Consider the following 16,868-nt stretch of genomic DNA (forward strand, 5'->3'; position numbering starts at 1 on the left):
GGCAGGTCACATCCAGCCGCGCTCCTTGTAGTAGCGGATCGCGCCGGGATGTAGTTCTATGCCGACATTCTCGGGCTTCCAGGCGTCTTCCGGCTTGAAGAACTTCCAGGCAGCATGGGCGTCGCCCATGGTCTCGGCATTCTCGACCAGCGCCTTGGTGATCTGATAGGCCTTTTCCTCATCAAGCGAAGCGCTGGCGATTAACACGGTGCCGAGATTGGCGCCCGAATTGGGCCCCTTCTGGTCGTCGAACCAAGGGCCATACTCGCCGGGCGTCAGGCCGTTTTCGGCGAGAAGGTCCATGGCCTCCTGCGGGATATCGAGAAACACCATGTCAGCGGTGAGATTCACTTCAGTGATGGTGGGATGGCCCCTGATCATCGTGTCGACATAGATGTCGGCGTTGCCGTTGCGCAGCGAATCGGCGATCTGCGCCTCGGCGACCTGGATCACGTCGCCGCCGTCGGCCTTCACCTTGTCGAAGCTTGAACCATAGGCCTCCAGCAGCATTTGGGCGGCGGGAACGGCGCTGGAGCCGGTGGGTTTGAGCAGCAGGCGGATGGGCTTTCCCGATTTCACGATGGCGCCAAAATCATTCGTCCCTGCAGCGTCGATGAATTCCTCGCGGGCCATGATGCCGACATAGACCTTGTTCAGGCCGCCCACGAGCGCGCGAATATCCGGGGCCGAAGCGCCTTCGTAAATCGGCGCGCCGGACTTGGCCCAGACGGCGGTCGCGACGTTGGAAAGGGCGATTTCGGCCTTGCCGGACTGCACGACCATCGGATTGGCGACACCGCCGCCGCGCGCGATCACCTCAACCGTGTTGTCGCCGAAGATCGGCTCGATCATCTGTTCAAGCGTGGCGGCGAAAACATACCAGGACGAGCCTTCGCGCATGGCGCCGATCCGGATTTCCTGTGCGAAGGCAGAGGTCGTGGCAAAAACTGCAGACAGCGCCAAGGCAGCGATCTTCAGGTGTTTTGCGAAATGTTCAATCATCTTGTTTCCTCCCGATGGATGGACCCCCGCCCACTGGCGGGGGCAATGACTTACTCGGCGGCCATTAGATCCTCGACCCGGCCGATACCGGCAGCCTCGAATGCGGCCTCGATCACGCGTTCGGCGGCTGCGCCAAGGTCCTTGAGCGGCTCGCGGATCGTCGCATGGTCAAGAATGCCGCGATACCGCAGGCCGATTTTGAGCGCCACGGTGCCTTCCATGTGAGATCCGCGGTGGTAGACAGCTCGTGTGACCGGCAGCAATTGCTCGAAGATCCGGCGGGCGGTGGGATAATCCTGCGCCTTTCCGGCCTTGATGAGATTGATCAGAAGCTCGGGTGCGATGTTTCCGTAGCCGACGAGCAGGCCATCGACATCGAACATGGTAGGCAGAAGCCATTCGTCATGGCACGACAGGATCTGGAGGTCGGACTGGGCCTTCTTCAGTTCCGGGATTTCCACATACCAGCGTTTCATGTTGCGAACGCCGTTCTTGGTCGCCACGACGCCTTCCTGCGCCGCGATGGCAAGCTGGGTATCGAGATCGTAGCTGGCCTTGGTGGCGTCCGGATACTGGAAGAGAATGCACTGCAGGCCCGAGCTTTCCCAGATAGCCTTGTAGCGGTCCTGGGGTGCACCCTTCTGAAAGCCGAAGCGCAGCCAGCCATGGTTCGGATAAACCAGCGCGCCAGTCGCACCTGCCTCGCGGCACTTCCGGGCTTCCTCAGCGGCAACCTTGGTTCCCTCGCCGGTGATGCCGGCAACGATCGGGATATCCACCGCGTCCGCATAAGCGCGGATGAGGTCGAGACGCTCACCTTCGGTCAGAAAAGTGCCTTCGCCGGCATGGCCGAGGATGACCAGCGACTTGACGTCATCGAATGAGGCCAGCCACTTGGCGATGCGGACGTTAGCGTCGAAATCTACTTCGCCATCGCGGGTAAAAGCGGTGACCGGTGCGGGGCTGAGACCGCGAAGATCCATGGTGGGCATATTGTTCTCCTAGTGATAGGAACGATAATCGGAACGTTCCCATCTTTGCGTCACTGATTTCCCGCTTGCGGAAAGGGATCGTTTATGGGAACGTTCCCATATTGAAATTTGACTCTCCTCCGAGTCAAGCAAAAAAGTAGCCGGAATATTCGACCGATACGAAAACGAGGGATCAACTTTGGATCAGAAGCTTGAAATGGCAGAGAAAAAGGGGCGAATCACGATTCTCGACGTCGCGGCTGCAGCCGGAGTATCGAAGTCGACCGTTTCGCGCATTCTGGACGAACGCCTTCCTCGCTCCGAAAGTGAAACGGCTCGACGTGTGCGCAGGGTCGCCATGGAGCTTGGCTACATACGTGACATGTCCGCTGCGAGCCTCCGGCGCGGCAAGACCATGACGATTGGCGTGATCGTACCGCGGCTGACTGACACCGTCATGGCCATGCTTTATGAGGCGATCACACGAGCTTGTCGAAGGACAGACCTGTTCGCGATCGTGGCGACCACGGACGATGACCCAGATGCCGGACGAGAGGCGGCAGAGACTCTTCTCAATCGTGGTGTCGATGCCCTCATTCTTGCGACCGCGCGCTTGGATGACGATTTTCCGGCGGAACTCGAAAGACGTGGCGTGAACTATGTGCTCACGTTGCGAACCAATGGCAGGAGCCCCGCCTCTGTAGGGGACGACCAATTGGGCGGTTACCTCGCTACGCGCCATCTGCTCGATCTCGGTCACAGATGTATCGGCCTAATCTCCGGTCCGTCTTATGCGTCGAGCGCCACGCAGCGCGTTGAGGGCTATCGCCAAGCGTTTTCGGAGGCGGGTATCGCCATTGATCAGGATCTTCTCATTGGATCGACTTTCGGCATCGATTCCGGTACTGAGGCCGCCGAAAAGTTAATGGCGCTGCCAAACCGGCCGACCGCTATATTTGCTGTCAACGACAATACTGCCATCGGCGCGCTTTCGGCACTCACGCGGATGGGATTGAGAGTGCCCCACGATGTGTCGCTGGTGGGCTACAACGATATCCCCCTCGTCAGCCGGCTTCCCATTCCGCTCACCTCCGTCCGCGTGCCCTTTGACCAGATCGCCAGCGCTGCGCTGGACCTACTCGCATGCGAGCCGCAAGCAAGTGACGATCGTGTCCGCGTCGCGACGCCATCATTGATTCCGCGCCGCTCGACTGCTGCGCTCAGCTAGGGCCCGATTTCTACATTGAAGTCTGACGCGGGTCGTAAAGGGAACGTGACGTGCTCCCCTTATTGGTACCTTTGTCTCGACAGCGGACGGGCAGATTCCGGGCCCCAAGTCTACTCTGATCGTACAGGCACGAAATGCGCTATGGTGGCTCATCGTCATGCTGGGGATGATCGGCGAACGGTGTGGATTGCCAAATGGCGTCAGAACACCTTTCCTTCCTCCGCGAGGAAATTGAGCAGCGCCCGGACGCTAGAGGGGAGCAGTCCGCCCTGGCCGACATAGACGGCGTGGAAGGCTTCCTTCTCGCCCGTGTCAAGATGATCGAGGACCGGCACCAGCCGTCCAACGGCGATGTCGTCGCGAACAGTGAAGGCGGCGAGGCGCGCCAGGCCCACGCCGGCGAGCGCCAGATGGCGCAGGCCCTCGCCGTCGCTGCCCTGCACGCGGCCTGTGGCGGGAACCACGACGGTCTCGCCGTTTTCCCGCAGCGGCCAGCCATCGACAGCGCGCGCATAGCCGAAGCCGAGACGATGGTGCTGTTCAAGATCGGCGATGGTGCGTGGCTCGCCGCATCGGTCGAGATAGGACGGGGCGGCTACGATCGTCTGCGCCGTCTCGCCGAGCTTGCGCGCCACGAGGCTGGAGCTTTTCAGCGGCCCGGCCCGGATCGCGACATCGGTGCGCTCCGCCAAAAAATCAACCACCGCATCGGTCTGCACCATGTCGAGCGTGAAGCCGGGATGGCGTAGCAGAAACTCCGGCAGAACCGGCGCGAAAATGTGGTTTGCATAGGAAGCGCTGGTGTTGATACGCACGCGCCCGACCGGCTGCTCGCCCACGCCCACTGCGCGCTCGGCGTCCTCCAGGTCGGCGAGGATGCGGGTCGCCCGATCGTAGAAGGTGCAGCCCTCCGGCGTGAGCTGGAGCTGGCGTGTCGAGCGGTTGAGCAACCTTGCGCCAAGCCGGGATTCCAGCCGCGCGATGAGCTTGCTCACCGCCGAGGGCGTCATGCGTGCGGCCCGAGCGGCTGTCGAGAAACCGCCGAGTTCGACCACACGGACGAACACTTCCATTTCGCCGGATCGGTTGACGTCAAGCCGCGCCATGATGAGTTCATCTCACAAGTAATGTTCCTTTCGGCATTCTATCTCATTCGATTTCGCCGATCTATCTTCGCCGCATCGCACAATCGAAGAAGATTGGACCGCATCCATGCCGCTGGCGCTCTATGCCCTGACGGCCGGAGCCTTCGGCATCGGCGTCACCGAATTTGTCATCATGGGCCTCTTGCTGGGGGTCAGCCGTGAGTTGGACGTGACCATTGCCGCCGCCGGCCTGTTAATATCCGGCTACGCCCTGGGCGTGGCAATGGGTGCTCCTGTCCTCACGGCACTCACCGCCCGGTGGCCACGCAAGCGCGTGCTGGTCGGGCTTATGGTCATCTTCATCATCGGCAATGCCGCCTGCGCGCTCGCGCCGACCTATGGCTGGTTGATGGCGGCGCGCGGGTTGACGTCGTTGACGCACGGCACATTCTTCGGCGTCGGAGCCGTTGTGGCGACCGGCCTTGTCGCCGAAGACAAGCGCGCCTCGGCCATCGCCATCATGTTCACGGGCCTCACGGCCGCGACCGTGCTCGGCGTGCCCTTCGGCACGTGGCTCGGCCAGCACTATGGCTGGCGCGCGAGCTTTTGGGCGGTGACGCTCGTGGGGCTGATCGCCCTGACCGTCCTCGCGCTGTTGGTGCCGCAGGACAGGACGCAGCCCGAAACCTCCGACTGGCGGGCTGGCCTGTGCGCCATCTGCCGCCGCCCGGTCCTGCTCGGGCAGCTGACGACGGTGCGCGGCTATGCCGGTGTCTTTGCGGTCTTCACCTAGATCGCGCCACTATTTACCGAGATCAGCGGGTTTGCCGAAAGTGCAGCCCATTTCTCCGAGGGCGAGCTGCGGGTCGGAACGACCGTGCTGGCGCGACCGAACGGCCGCGGGGCGGCCCTCCCCGCCGCATTGAGGCTCGGAATACGCCCCGAGCACCTGATTGTCAGGGAGGAGGAGCCCGGCGGCCTGGCCGCGCGCATCCAGGGCAGCGAGGCAATGGGCCGGGAAACCATGTACACCGCGGATACCGATCTCGGCATGTTGCGCTTCCTTGAGACGACGCCACTGCCGCGATTCAGACCGGGCGACAAGGTCCGGCTCGGTTTCGAGCCGTCGCACGCGCTCCTGTTCGACCGCGCGTCCGGGCGGAGAGTGGAGGGTCTCGAAATCCATGTCTGAAACATCGTTGCGCAACCGTGTGACCTCGACAGTAGACTTGCTCGACCGGCCGTCGCACACTTGGCGCGAGGCAGCCGAAGGAGGTGAGGCGAACCTTACCCGCCATGACAGCCTCCTGCAGGCGGCCGGATGCATGAATGCTGTCGAACTGCGCCAGCCGGTGAATCCCGCCACGCCGGCAAGCTCGCTTACCGTCGCCTGCTGGAACCTCGAGCGCTGCAAGCATGTGCCTGAGAGCGCCGCAAGGCTCCAGGGCACGGGCGCCGACATCTGCCTGCTGACGGAAATGGATCTCGGCATGGCGCGCTCCGGAAACCGCCATACGACCGCGGACCTCGCCCACCATCTCGGCATGGGATACGCCTTCGGCGTCGAGTTCATCGAGCTCGGACTGGGGGATCGTCGCGAACAGGCCGAGCACACGGGCGAGCGCAACGAGGCCGGCCTGCACGGCAACGCGGTGGCCACGCGCTTTGCCATCGACCGCGCGGCGCTCCTTCCGCTCGACCGGGGCGGCATGTGGTACAGCCCGGACGGGATCGACCAGCGGCGCATCGGCGGGCGCATGGCGCTGGCCGTCCGCCTTTGCCTGGCCGAGCCGGTCTGGTTCGTGGCCGTGCACTATGAGAGCCGGCTTTTTCCACATGACCGGGAGCGCGAGACGGCTTACCTGCTGCGCCATGTGGACGAGCTTTGCGGCGACGATGCGGTTCTCGTCGGCGGCGATTTCAACTGCCGGGCGATGGCGGACGAGGGTTTCGACGATGCGGCGCTCCTCGATCGGCCTCAGGAAGCCGAGCCCATGTTCGCGCGGTTGGCCGAAGCCGGATTCGACTGGCGAGCCTGCAACACGGCCCAGCCGACGACGCGTCTTCATTCCTGGGACGACCGGAAACGCATGCTGAAGAAGATCGACTGGTTCTTTTCGCGTGGACTGAAGCCCTCCGCGCCGCGCGTGATCCCGGCCGTCGCCGCCGACGGCCGGACCCTTTCCGACCACGAAATCATTGTTGTCACGGTGTCGCTGTGAAGAAGCCGCTCGTTGTCTGCCACCGTGGCGCCTCCCACCACGCGCCCGAGAATACCTTCGCGGCGGCCGACAAGGCCATCGAGCTCGGCGCGGACTATGTCGAGCTCGATGTCAGGGAGAGCGCCGACGGCGTTCTCTACGTCATGCATGACCGCACCGTGGACCGCACCACCAATGGCAGTGGGCAGATCGCTGCAATGTCCTCGGCCGAGATCGACCGGCTCGACGCGGGCTCCTGGTTCGGGTCGGACTTTGCCGGCGAAAAAGTGCCCCGGCTTTCCGACTATCTCGTAAATCTCAAGGGCCGCGCCGGCGCCTATATCGAGATCAAGTGGTGCGATCCCGAGAAGGTGGTGAAGACCGTTCGCGACCTCGGCATGGTCGACGACATCTTCTGGTACTCCCACAAGCAGTGCATGCGCCAGGCGATGCTGGCCTGCGCCTCGGGATTCGCCCATATGGTCACGCTCAGCACTGCGCGTTCACCCTCCGTGGCACAGGCAGTGTTCGGCGCGACCATGGTTGAGATGAACGTCGAGGAACTGCGGCCGGCCGTGCTCGCTGCCTGTCGCGAACTCAAGCTGCAGACGATGGCCTACTATATCGGCGACGAGGACGAGGTCTTCCGGACCATGGCCGCCGCCAGCGTCGACCTCGTCAATGTCGATCACGCGGATCGCTTTGTCGCTGCAACCAGTGCCCTGCCGCCGTGATCACGCCGGCACCATCGATATCGACTACCGGAGTCAGACCGATCTGCATGTTGCCGAGGCGCTTTGCTCGGCAGCCGAGGTGGGCGGTTGGCCGGTATTGCTGCACGGCCTGTCGGACGATCGGCTGCCAGTGGCTATAAAGGGGCATGCATGCAAGGGCGCGGCTGGACGGTGGCGACGGATTGCAGACAGCACCGGCAGGGTGAAGGCAGTCTGGCTCGAGTCGGTTCCGAAACGGGCAGTGCTGCGCCTTTTCGGTATGGCTCGGAATATGGCGAAGGAGCACACGCCATCTGAACTGGTTTTTCCAGTGTCTCTCACCAACAGGTAGGCGTGGGACTGGCTGTTCGGAAAACGCGGCAGAGGATGTTCCGGGCTGGTCTGCCAAAGGTCATCGTATAATTGCTTCATCTCGTTGCCTTTCCACATCATCCGCCTCGCTGGCGACGCCCGGGCTGGAAGACTCGTGATTACCGACCGAACAACACTCTGCGTTCCGCATCCGAGAGTCGTCTGCGTCGTGCGCCGTAGACATCCTCAACGCCCTCATACGTCCTGAACGTTGCAGGACGGGCGCCGATCGCGGCGAACCAGTTGGCGAGGTTGGGGAAGAGTTTGAGATTCAATCCAAAAGCTTCATGCGGCGCGATCCAAGGATAGCAGGCGATATCAGCGATCGAATATTCGTCAGCGATGAACTCGTGATCCGCCAGCCGCCGGTCCAGAACGCCATAGAGACGGGCGGTTTCTCGCGCATAGCGATCGATTGCGTAGGCCACCTTCTCTGGCGCGTGAACGTTGAAATGGCCGATCTGCCCGGCCATGGGTCCAAGCCCGCCCACCTGCCAGAAAAGCCACTGAAGGACCGTGTTACGCCCGCGCGGAGACGTCGGCATCAGCATGCCCGCTTTGTCGGCGAGGTAGACAAGCATGGCCCCCGACTCGAACATCGCCACCGGCGCCCCACCGTCGATGGGTGAATGATCGACAAGGGCCGGGATCTTGTTGTTGGGCGAGATGGCGAGGAACTCGGGTGCAAACTGTTCGCCCTTTGACAGAGCGATTGGGACAATCCGGTGCGGCAGACCGGTCTCCTCGAAGAATAGCTTCAGCTTCAGGCCGTTTGGCGTCGGTGAGAAATAGAGATCGATCATCGACGGACCCTCGTCCTTCTCGCCCCCAGAACAATGCGTTGCCCGCAAAGATGCCTGGGGATATGGTTCCAAAAAAGGTCCGATAGACCGGAGAATCATGGAGCCAATTCTCGACATTGCGATCGACCTGCCCGAGAAGGGATCGCGCGAGCTTTTGCGATCTCTGCACCGGCAATTGCGGGCAGCGATCATCGACGGGCGGCTCCAACCCGGACTTCGGCTGCCGCCGACGCGCGCGCTGGCAGAGGGACTCGGCATATCGCGCAACACTGTGATTGCCGCCTATGACATGCTGTTGAGCGAAGGGTATGTGGAGGGACGACGGGGCGCGGGCACCTACGTCGCGGATGTGCGCCCAAGGCTGGAGCGGCCCAGGGCTCCATTGCGGGCTGACCCCATCGCCGACAGGCGGCTTGGCCCCACTTGGCGCGGATGGCGGCCTTTGGCAGAGACTTGCAGCGGTGAGACCTACCGCTACGACTTCGTGGCGGGTATGCCCGACGGCCAGTTCCCGTTCGACATATGGCAGCGGCTGTCGACGCGTGCCGTGCGCAAGGTTGCCAAAAGCCAGGTCCGTGCGCACGACCCGGCTGGCGAACCACTATTGCGCGAGGCGATTGCCAGCCACGCATCTTTCGTTCGCGCGGTGGCGTGCCGGCCCGAGGACATCGTGGTGACGGCGGGCACGATACAGGCGATCGATCTCATTGCCCGCATCTTGGTGACCCCGGGCGAGACCGAAGTCGCGGTTGAAGACCCCGGATATGGACCCACACGCCGGTCATTTCTCGGGGCTGGCGCAAAAGTCCTTTCCATTCCTGTGGACGAGGAAGGGCTTGTCGTGGACCGATTGCCGCCGAGTGCGCGCGTCATCTGCGTTACACCATCGCATCAGCTTCCTCTCGGCGTCGCTATGTCGGCACGGCGACGCGCGGCTTTGCTCCATTTCGCCGAGAGCTTCGGTGCCGTCATCGTCGAGGACGACTACGATAGCGAGTTCCGGCACGATCATATGCCGCTCGACGCGCTGCAGACACTCGACCGTTCGGGGTCGGTCTTTTACGTCGGCACGTTTTCCAAGAGTATGTTCCCCGCGCTCAGGATGGGCTTCGTCGTCGTCCCGGAATGGGCGCGCTATGCACTCACGCTTGCCAAGCAGATGAACGATCGGCACAACCCGCTCATCAGTCAGCTCGCGCTTGCCGACTTCATCACCGAAGGGCACCTGGCGCGTCACGTGCGAAAGATGCGCAGGATCTATTCGGCAAGGCATGAGGCGCTGCGTGCGGCGCTTGATGAGCACCTGGGCGAACGCCTGCGCGCCTTTCGCGCCCATGCCGGGGTTCATCTTGCCGCCGAGCTCACTGTGCCTTGTGATGAACAGGCTCTCGTTGCCAAGGCCGCCGCCAGCCGCATCAGGATAGAGGACATCGCCCGCTACGCCTCACGCGACGTTGTCCAGAAAGGTCTCGTGTTCGGTTTCGGGATGATCGAGGCGGAGGACATCGAGCCGGCAGTTGAGGAACTGGCCAGCATGGTGACGTGATCGTAAGTCATTGCGACGCCTAGCCGGTAAAACCTCACCCAGTTGGTTCCGGGGAAATATTGGCTCGCGTCACAAATTTAAGGCCTGGATCGTCACGTCGTCAAAGAAGCCATCCTTTGACAAAAGAGCTCTCGACAATGACGCTAAAAAAGAGTGGACGAGCGATCGAAGGCCGGTCAGCGATCCGAACCTTCGAGCAGGCACGCCCGCGGCTCCTCGGCATCGCGTACCGTATTCTTGGCTCTCGGGTGGAAGCGGAAGATGCCGTCCAGGATACATTCCTCCGCTGGCAGGCAGCAGATATCGAGAGCATCCAATCTCCGGGCGCGTGGCTGACGACAGCCTGCACACGGCGCGCCATCGACATGCTGCGCGCCTCCTACCGCAGCCGGGTGGACTATGTGGGCAACTGGCTGCCCGAACCAGTCCACACGTTCATCGACAACGACACGGAGGCGCAAGTGGAGCTTTCATCCTCTCTCTCGACCGCCTTTCTGCTGATGCTGGAGCGTCTGACGCCGAAAGAACGGGCCGCCTATCTTCTCTACGAGATTTTCGAGATGTCCTATGCCGACGTCGCCGCATCGTTGGATATGAACGAGCCGGCATGCCGAAAGCTCGTTTCGCGGGCCAAAGCGCGGATTGGCGAAGGGCACGTCAGGTATCAGCCGCCGAAGGAACGTCAGGAGGAGCTTCTTGCTGCCTTCGAAGATGCAATCCGTACGGGCAAGCCCGATACCCTAGCCGCGATGCTCGCCAGTGATGTGCGCCTGACCGCCGACGGCGGGGGCAAGGTAGCAACGGTGACAGAGATCCTGGAAGGCGGTGCGGTGAGGGCCTTCCTGGTCGAACGTCTGAGCGAATGGTGGGCAGCCTATGACTGGACGTTCACCGACATCAACGGTGCCCGTGGGCTTGTCCTGCGAGAGGGCGAGAAGATCGTCGCAACGGTTTCTTTCGCTTACGACGAGGCGGACCTCATCACCGATATCTTCATCGTGCGCAACCCAGACAAACTGGAACGTCTCGGCGAGGTCAAGATTTGCTAACGCCAATGGGCTCTCAAGACGATCGGTCGGTCGCTGGCAGCCGATATCCACTTAGCCCCGAACCAGGCCGGGGACGCGTCTTGAAGCGTCCAGGATTGCCCTGGCGATTCGCATGCCACTGCGTCTCTCGGCGCGAGCGGCGCAGTGCGGCAAACTTCTGCCTAGCGGCGGTCGCATTGGCGAACACGTATTCACCCAGGCCGGGGACCTCGCCCATGCCGGGTTACGTTCTGAACCGCATGTCTCGACTTGGGAAAAAACTCCGCCCATGTCACAAACACCTCTCCTCGAACGTCACATGGTCATGGGCATGGTGCCCAGCCGTCGGCGGGAAAGCGCCGCGAAACTCGAGGTGAAGATCATGAGCATGAAAGCACTTTACATCAGGCACAAGGCGCAACCCGGCAAGCGCGACGAGGTGAAGCGCGTCTGGGAGAAGTACGCCCGCGAATATGTCGAGGGAGCCAGCGGACAGATCGCCTATGTGTATGGGTTCGACGACACCGATCCGGATGCGATCGTGGCCTACCAGCTCTATACCGGTGATGCAGCAACGGACGATTTCGTCAACCAAAGCTGGTACGAGGACTATCAGCGAGAGACGGCGGCCCTTCTCGTCGGCCAGTCCGAGTTTCGTACCATCACGCCGCAATGGATCAAAGGTGACAGGGCCTAAGCAGCGACATGAGCTCGGCGACCGCCCGGTCGCCGAGCGCATGTCGCGATCAGGCAATGTAAGGTTCGCCCAGCCAGTGGGGGTCGTGGGTGTCGCTGCTGCGTACACCTGGCCGAGCGGATGCATTCCAGATCACAGTCCTGGTGATCCGACGGTTTTCAGAAGAGCTTTGTGGAGCGGACGGTTTCATGCGACGATCTGCCGAAGCTGCTCTTCGGACGGGTTTCCCCCGGAAAGGATGACTGCAACGGTCTTGCCCCGGAACACGGCCTGATGAGCGATTATCGCCGCCAGTCCGACCGCGCCTGCGGGCTCAAGCAACACGCCGAGTTCGAGAAACGCCAACCGCATGGCAGTTCCGATCGTCGCCTCCTCCACAAGCAGAAAATCGTCCGCAACGTGCAGCAACTCGGTAACGGATTCGGCAAAGGGTGTCTGAATGGCAATTCCGTCCGCAATCGTATCGGGTACGTGTGTCTGCACCCGGCCTGTGCGCCATGATCGCTCCATAGCTGGCGCGCCCCTGGCGCAGACGCCGATCAGGCGTGTGTTGGCGGAGGTGTGCTTGACATAGGTGCCGATCCCCGAAAGCAATGCTCCGTCCCCAACCGGCACGACGATCGCGTCGATCGGCTCCTGCCACCGCATCAATTCAACGCCGATGGTTCCGGCTCCCTCGGCAATGGCAAGCTCCCGCCCGTCCTCGACAAACAAGGCTCCGCATCGATCTGCGAACGCTTTGGCGGCGACGTAAACCTTGTCGAGATCACCTTCGACGAGGCTGACGTCCGCACCAAGGGCGGAGATGCGGCTGATCTTGCTCCGGTTCGCGTCGGATTTCGCGAAGGCAGTCAGGCGCAGCCCCCGGGATCGCGCTGCATAAGCCATACCCTGGCCGAAATTGCCGGCCGTGACACAAACCAGATGAGAAACCTGGTCCAGCCGCGAAACGAGCGTCTGCGCACCCCTGGCCTTGAATGAACGAATGGGATTGGCTGTCTCCACTTTCACGATGATGCGGCAGCCCAATTTTTCGGAAATGTTTTCCGCCAGGAATTGCGGCGTGTCGCGGAACTCGGCGCTGATATGCGCCATTGCTCCCTCTATACGACCAACGGAAAGGCGCGGGCGGGTGTTGCTCGCTAAACCGGGCTCAATTCGTTCCATGGCAAAACGACCCTTCCTACCTACAGATCCAGCGTGAAATAGTAGGCAAACCGCTGCATACCCTTCCGCTCGTAGAAGCGGTGCGCGCTCTCCCGGGTGAGGGCAGAAACAAGCCGCAGGTGATTGCAGTTCTGTGAACGTGCGTAGTCGACGATCCAATCGAACAGTCTCCCGCCATGTCCCTGGGATCTGGAACCGGCTCTTACGACGAGATCTTCAATCTCAAGATAGCGTCCCTGGTGAAGCCACTCGGCGATGCGCAGTCCCGCCACAGACATGACCTCCTCATGCGCCAGATACGCCAACAGAAATCCATAGTGGCTGTGAAGGTGATCGATTTGCGAAAGAAAGCTCTCCTCCTGCAGATTGGGACGCAACTCACGCATTACCGGGAAGCAGGCGCGGATCTCGTCGTCTGTTTCGGCGAATTTGATTATCTCGGCCATGGGCGGTCGCCTCTGCATATCGGTCTTCGCAGGGTTATCGACATTGGCAATATCAATCATGCCATCCCGGGAGGCGCAGCGGACTCCTCCATCATCCACAGGTGCGGATAGCTTTGGACGAAGCCGTTCGGTGCCATTTCCAGGACCGCTTCATATGGAACGGACGGCGCCGAGTACTCGTAGGTCGTCTCGCTTCGCCGGATATAGACCTGCGGCAACGCCGTGATCCGGGTTTCGCCGATGTCGAACCAGGCTACGGTCAGTTCCGCCCTGCGACCAAGCTGGGGCCCGGCGCGCCGCAGTTGAAGCAGATTGGTGGCCGGCGTGAAGCCGAGATCGAGATCCCGCAGCCCTGCCACATCGGGCATCATTGAGCCGTCCAGCCGCCAACCGTCACCGTCGCGCCCGATTTCGTGCCGAACCGTCTCTCCGGCAACAAACCCTTCAATCTGGCCATAGATCGTGCTCCACTCGTGATCGACTTGGACCTGGTACCCGATGCAGGCAGGCCCTTTGGCGTGGAGGAATACGGCGGTTCCTGCCAGCAAATATCCTGCACCGGCCCTAACGAGTCGGGCCGCGTCGTGTCCGGGCGTGTCCAGTCGCCGCCATATGGCCCACGCGACATTCTCTCCGTCGGCGTTCTTGCGAAACTGGCTCATCTTCATCCGTCTTCTTCCAAGGGCTGATTGAGGCGCGTCAAGGCGAGGTGGAGTGCCGGGCAAGAAGTGCGACGATGAAAAGCGCCATCGCGGCCGTCGAGGCGACGGTTCGGACGTGGTTCCAGAAGGTCCAGTCCTTGAGATAGCGCGCCCATGCGTCCGCCGCGCCGGACCCCACTCGCGCCAATTCATTGTTGAGCGGCACGTTATAGACGACCGTACAGAGGAACATGCCGACAACATAGACCAGCCCGCCGGCGAGCATGACCATCGCGCCGGGTTCGCTCCAGCGGACGAGACCGAGTAAGGCCAGCAGCGCGGCAGCGGCGGTCGTGCCGAAAAACAGCGGCATGAACAAGGAGCCGAGAATGGTCGAGTTGATCGAGTTCATCGCGGCCGCGCCCTGCGCATGTCCGATGCGGTCGAGCGCGGTCATGATGAATGTGGAGAAGGCGAAGTAAAGTCCCGCGATCAGCCCGCATCCGATGGCTGAGAACCACAAAAGGGCGGTGATGAGCGTCTGCATCAGCTTTCACACCGCCCAGACCCCAGATGCAGCCACCCGGCGGGCATAATCAGCGAAGTCGACTGGCTTGCGTCCAAGCGCCTCCTCCACACCGTGCATGACATTGACGTTGCGCCCGTCGAGCACCACGGTGAACAGCTCCATGAGCAGGTTGAGGATGTCTTCCGGCACATAGGGCCGCATCTGCTCGACGAAGGCTTCGGCGGAGATCTGCCTGTAGCGGATCGGCCGACCGGTCGCCTCCGCAATCTCGTCGACAGCCTCGGCGAAGGTGAGCGCACGCGGGCCGGTCACCTCGTAGAGCCGGTTCTTGTGGCCGTCCTCCGTCAGCGCCGCGACGACCACGTCGGCGATGTCGTCGGCGTCGATGAAGGGTTCCGGGATCGGATCGGCCGGCAGAGCCAGCTCGCCCGCGAGGATGCCGTCGCGGAACGGACCTTCGGAAAAGTTCTGGTTGAACCAGCTCGCCCGCACATTCGTCCAGACCACGCCGGATTCCTGCAGCACCGCCTCGGCGCGCTGCGCGCCGGGCTCGCCGCGCCCGGACAGGAGCACGACATGCTCCAGCCCCTCTTCCCGGGCGAGACGGGAAAGCTCGGCGATGTCCTCGTCGGCGCCATCCACCGCAAGGTCGGGCTGATAGGTGACATAGGCCCTGGAAACGCCCTTGAGCGCGGGGGCCCATGTCTCGCGCCGCGTCCAGTCGAAGGGAGTCTCGCTGGAGCGCGATACCGGCCGTGTGGCCATGCCGCGCTCACGAAGCAGCGTGTTGACGCGGGCGCCGGTCTTGCCGGCTCCGCCGATGATGAGAATGGGTCGGTTCTCCGTCATTGTTGTTACCTCTGCGGGCTTGGCAATAGACGCGGGTCGCGCCGTCAGTTCGCATTACCGGACTGCGGCAGTTCGGCATCGAGGAAGGGGGCCACGAGTTCCGCGGCAACCGGCGTTGCAACCAGGTTGTAATGGGTCGTGCCGGGCACGATCGCCAGCCGAGCCTGCGGCCTCAACGAGCCGTCAAGTCCGGCATCGCGCTGCCCGCCGCCGAGAAGGCGCCAGGCCTCCATGATGTATTCCGGCGTCTGCGCATCCGCGTCGGCGAAAACCAGCATGGTCGGCGATGAGATCGCAGCAAATTCTTCGGACCAGTCATAGTCGCGCTTCAAAAGGTCGCCCATCTTGGTAAACAGCTGAACCCAGTCCACGTCCGGATGGAGCTCGGCCAGGGGAGATTGCGCGACGTTCGCACCGATCTGCGGCGCCATCGCTTCCATCTGGTCGAACGCGGCAATGACTTCGGGATAATACCCGCTGCGCTTCATGGCTTCGGAAAGGACGACCAGCCGGTCGACAGCGTCGGGATGCCGGATCGCCAGTTGCATGGCCACGCCGCCGCCGAGGGAGTAGCCCATCACGTCGGCCTTCTCGATGCCGAGGTGAGCCATCAACGCAGCGATATCGTCAGCCATGAGTTCGAAGCGAAGGGGCCGGTCGATATTCTTCGTCCGGCCATGCCCCTGCAGGTGCACGGGGATCACCTGGCGGGTGCCGGCGAATGCGGGCAGGCTCGTTTCAAAGAGTTCAAACGCCGCGATACCGCCGTGAAGCAGGATCAGGGGCTTGCCCGTGCCGTGGATCTCGTAATACAGCTCAAGCCCGTTGACGGGCGCATACCCGGTTTCCGTGGGAGTGGTCATATTGTTCTCCTCCTGAACATCTTGCGCCCTCGCTGGAGACGGGAAAAAGGTGGAAAAGGCCGGTATTGCTGCCAGTGAAAGAAATTGCCGCCTATGCATTTTCCGGCCTCCGAGTACTATGTCTGCGCAATAATTGTCGTGTCGAATGGCTCCCGAACAGGTCCAAAACTGAGCAACCTTGGGGAGCCAATTTGAGAGTGGGTTTGGTGTGGACGTGTGACCGATCTGGACATCAGACGGGCACAATGTCCCGGCCTCTCGAACGTCGATTCGATGGCGGACAACGACAATCCGGCGCTCAGGCGGCTTCTGAGCCTGGCGCGCGAATTCGCGGGCTGTGACAAGAGCAGCCTCTACCGCTCTATGCCAAGCTCTTCTGACCTCGATGTAGAGATCGCCTGTGCGCTCGCACCATTCATCAAGCGATTCTTCTTCGCTCGAAAACAGTCGCTCAAGCCAGCGGCCTTTGGCACCGCCCCAGCAACTGACGGTCACGAGCAGGTCTTCCGGCCGGACGCCGCTTCCATCCTGCTTGTGAAGCTGAGCAAGTTTCGCTGCGCGTTTCTCACCCAGCACCGCGATCGAATCATCGTTGGTGTGGTGGTTGGCACTGAGCAGAGATGCTTGGTCTGTGGCCGTGTACGGATGGCATTGGGGTGGTAGGCCGACAGGCGGCTTTCGGAGATTGAACCAGAGCAAGCAGCCGTTGCGTTTGCGTCCTTTGGGC

At 62.1% G+C, this 16,868-nt stretch carries 17 protein-coding genes and 1 pseudogene; 8 read left to right on the forward strand and 10 right to left on the reverse strand.

What is annotated here, in order from left to right; translation table 11 throughout:
* Nucleotides 1-6: 6 nt before the first annotated feature.
* Both NTH_RS00395 and NTH_RS00400 read right to left on the reverse strand, forming a co-directional pair.
* The gene (locus tag NTH_RS00395; protein ID WP_338528139.1) at nucleotides 7-1,002 is read right to left on the reverse strand and encodes a TAXI family TRAP transporter solute-binding subunit; all 996 of its coding nucleotides are present in this window, start codon (nucleotides 1,000-1,002) and stop codon (nucleotides 7-9) included.
* Between the two features lie 50 nt (nucleotides 1,003-1,052).
* Entirely contained in the window at nucleotides 1,053-1,994 is a 942-nt protein-coding gene (locus tag NTH_RS00400; RefSeq protein WP_338528140.1) for a dihydrodipicolinate synthase family protein, read from the reverse strand.
* Nucleotides 1,995-2,190: 196 nt separating this feature from the next.
* On the opposite strand from NTH_RS00400, the gene NTH_RS00405 reads away from it, so the two are divergent.
* Nucleotides 2,191-3,201 carry a LacI family DNA-binding transcriptional regulator gene (locus NTH_RS00405; protein ID WP_338528141.1) on the forward strand — a complete coding sequence of 337 codons (1,011 nt, stop codon included), beginning with the start codon at nucleotides 2,191-2,193 and terminating at the stop codon, nucleotides 3,199-3,201.
* Between the two features lie 200 nt (nucleotides 3,202-3,401).
* Here NTH_RS00405 and NTH_RS00410 read toward each other — a convergent pair whose 3' ends face one another.
* The gene (locus NTH_RS00410; RefSeq protein ID WP_338528142.1) at nucleotides 3,402-4,307 is read right to left on the reverse strand and encodes a LysR family transcriptional regulator; all 906 of its coding nucleotides are present in this window, start codon (nucleotides 4,305-4,307) and stop codon (nucleotides 3,402-3,404) included.
* Between the two features lie 106 nt (nucleotides 4,308-4,413).
* Between NTH_RS00410 and NTH_RS00415 the strand changes: the two are divergent.
* From NTH_RS00415 to NTH_RS00430, 4 genes and pseudogenes are all read left to right on the forward strand, one after another.
* Nucleotides 4,414-5,076: pseudogene (locus NTH_RS00415) on the forward strand (MFS transporter); the annotation flags it as partial.
* Nucleotides 5,077-5,163: 87 nt separating this feature from the next.
* Nucleotides 5,164-5,478 (forward strand): TOBE domain-containing protein, encoded by a 315-nt coding sequence (locus NTH_RS00420; protein WP_338528143.1) that lies wholly within the window; start codon nucleotides 5,164-5,166, stop codon nucleotides 5,476-5,478.
* The gene (locus tag NTH_RS00425) at nucleotides 5,471-6,508 is read left to right on the forward strand and encodes an endonuclease/exonuclease/phosphatase family protein (protein WP_338528144.1); all 1,038 of its coding nucleotides are present in this window, start codon (nucleotides 5,471-5,473) and stop codon (nucleotides 6,506-6,508) included. The genes NTH_RS00420 and NTH_RS00425 overlap by 8 nt, the downstream gene beginning before the upstream one ends.
* Nucleotides 6,505-7,221: a glycerophosphodiester phosphodiesterase gene (locus tag NTH_RS00430; RefSeq protein ID WP_338528145.1), complete on the forward strand. Its 717-nt coding sequence runs from the start codon at nucleotides 6,505-6,507 to the stop codon at nucleotides 7,219-7,221. The genes NTH_RS00425 and NTH_RS00430 overlap by 4 nt, the downstream gene beginning before the upstream one ends.
* Nucleotides 7,222-7,691: 470 nt before the next feature.
* Here the strand turns inward: NTH_RS00430 and NTH_RS00435 are convergent, their stop codons facing one another.
* A complete protein-coding gene (locus NTH_RS00435; protein WP_338528146.1) occupies nucleotides 7,692-8,375 on the reverse strand; it encodes a glutathione binding-like protein in 684 nt (227 codons plus the stop codon).
* 97 nt (nucleotides 8,376-8,472) lie between these two features.
* Here NTH_RS00435 and NTH_RS00440 point away from each other — a divergent pair, with 97 nt between their 5' ends.
* From NTH_RS00440 to NTH_RS00450, 3 genes are all read left to right on the forward strand, one after another.
* Nucleotides 8,473-9,921: a PLP-dependent aminotransferase family protein gene (locus tag NTH_RS00440; protein WP_338528147.1), complete on the forward strand. Its 1,449-nt coding sequence runs from the start codon at nucleotides 8,473-8,475 to the stop codon at nucleotides 9,919-9,921.
* A gap of 59 nt (nucleotides 9,922-9,980) precedes the next feature.
* Nucleotides 9,981-10,970: an RNA polymerase sigma factor SigJ gene (gene sigJ, locus NTH_RS00445; RefSeq protein ID WP_338528148.1), complete on the forward strand. Its 990-nt coding sequence runs from the start codon at nucleotides 9,981-9,983 to the stop codon at nucleotides 10,968-10,970.
* Nucleotides 10,971-11,238: 268 nt separating this feature from the next.
* On the forward strand, nucleotides 11,239-11,646 hold the full coding sequence (locus tag NTH_RS00450; RefSeq protein ID WP_338528149.1) for a putative quinol monooxygenase: 408 nt from the start codon (nucleotides 11,239-11,241) through the stop codon (nucleotides 11,644-11,646).
* Nucleotides 11,647-11,832: 186 nt separating this feature from the next.
* Here NTH_RS00450 and NTH_RS00455 read toward each other — a convergent pair whose 3' ends face one another.
* Genes NTH_RS00455 through NTH_RS00480 form a run of 6 tightly spaced genes read right to left on the reverse strand, consistent with a single transcriptional unit; the run spans nucleotide 11,833 to nucleotide 16,840 of the window.
* Nucleotides 11,833-12,813, reverse strand: a complete 981-nt coding sequence (locus NTH_RS00455) for a threonine ammonia-lyase (protein WP_338528150.1) — start codon at nucleotides 12,811-12,813, stop codon at nucleotides 11,833-11,835.
* 20 nt (nucleotides 12,814-12,833) lie between these two features.
* Nucleotides 12,834-13,259 carry a GNAT family N-acetyltransferase gene (locus NTH_RS00460; RefSeq protein ID WP_338528151.1) on the reverse strand — a complete coding sequence of 142 codons (426 nt, stop codon included), beginning with the start codon at nucleotides 13,257-13,259 and terminating at the stop codon, nucleotides 12,834-12,836.
* Between the two features lie 56 nt (nucleotides 13,260-13,315).
* The gene (locus tag NTH_RS00465) at nucleotides 13,316-13,927 is read right to left on the reverse strand and encodes a putative glycolipid-binding domain-containing protein (RefSeq protein WP_338528152.1); all 612 of its coding nucleotides are present in this window, start codon (nucleotides 13,925-13,927) and stop codon (nucleotides 13,316-13,318) included.
* 31 nt (nucleotides 13,928-13,958) lie between these two features.
* Nucleotides 13,959-14,447, reverse strand: a complete 489-nt coding sequence (locus NTH_RS00470) for a DUF1772 domain-containing protein (RefSeq protein WP_338528153.1) — start codon at nucleotides 14,445-14,447, stop codon at nucleotides 13,959-13,961.
* Nucleotides 14,448-14,453: 6 nt separating this feature from the next.
* Nucleotides 14,454-15,278 (reverse strand): NmrA family NAD(P)-binding protein, encoded by an 825-nt coding sequence (locus NTH_RS00475; RefSeq protein WP_338528154.1) that lies wholly within the window; start codon nucleotides 15,276-15,278, stop codon nucleotides 14,454-14,456.
* Between the two features lie 44 nt (nucleotides 15,279-15,322).
* Nucleotides 15,323-16,840, reverse strand: coding sequence for an alpha/beta hydrolase (locus NTH_RS00480; RefSeq protein ID WP_338528155.1), 1,518 nt, complete (start codon nucleotides 16,838-16,840; stop codon nucleotides 15,323-15,325).
* Between the last annotated feature and the right edge of the window lie 28 nt (nucleotides 16,841-16,868).

Origin of the sequence: Nitratireductor thuwali, assembly GCF_036621415.1 — a bacterium.
In the GTDB taxonomy this organism is placed as follows: domain Bacteria; phylum Pseudomonadota; class Alphaproteobacteria; order Rhizobiales; family Rhizobiaceae; genus Chelativorans; species Chelativorans thuwali.

Coding starts and splice junctions, on each gene's coding strand:
- NTH_RS00450 (WP_338528149.1), top strand. CDS start 11,239: ATGTCACAAACACCTCTCCTCGAACGTCACATGGTCATGGGCATGGTG.
- NTH_RS00475 (WP_338528154.1), bottom strand. CDS start 15,278: ATGACGGAGAACCGACCCATTCTCATCATCGGCGGAGCCGGCAAGACC.
- NTH_RS00410 (WP_338528142.1), bottom strand. CDS start 4,307: ATGGCGCGGCTTGACGTCAACCGATCCGGCGAAATGGAAGTGTTCGTC.
- NTH_RS00440 (WP_338528147.1), top strand. CDS start 8,473: ATGGAGCCAATTCTCGACATTGCGATCGACCTGCCCGAGAAGGGATCG.
- NTH_RS00455 (WP_338528150.1), bottom strand. CDS start 12,813: ATGGAACGAATTGAGCCCGGTTTAGCGAGCAACACCCGCCCGCGCCTT.
- NTH_RS00465 (WP_338528152.1), bottom strand. CDS start 13,927: ATGAAGATGAGCCAGTTTCGCAAGAACGCCGACGGAGAGAATGTCGCG.
- NTH_RS00435 (WP_338528146.1), bottom strand. CDS start 8,375: ATGATCGATCTCTATTTCTCACCGACGCCAAACGGCCTGAAGCTGAAG.
- NTH_RS00405 (WP_338528141.1), top strand. CDS start 2,191: ATGGCAGAGAAAAAGGGGCGAATCACGATTCTCGACGTCGCGGCTGCA.
- NTH_RS00400 (WP_338528140.1), bottom strand. CDS start 1,994: ATGCCCACCATGGATCTTCGCGGTCTCAGCCCCGCACCGGTCACCGCT.
- NTH_RS00460 (WP_338528151.1), bottom strand. CDS start 13,259: ATGGCCGAGATAATCAAATTCGCCGAAACAGACGACGAGATCCGCGCC.
- NTH_RS00395 (WP_338528139.1), bottom strand. CDS start 1,002: ATGATTGAACATTTCGCAAAACACCTGAAGATCGCTGCCTTGGCGCTG.
- NTH_RS00470 (WP_338528153.1), bottom strand. CDS start 14,447: ATGCAGACGCTCATCACCGCCCTTTTGTGGTTCTCAGCCATCGGATGC.
- NTH_RS00425 (WP_338528144.1), top strand. CDS start 5,471: ATGTCTGAAACATCGTTGCGCAACCGTGTGACCTCGACAGTAGACTTG.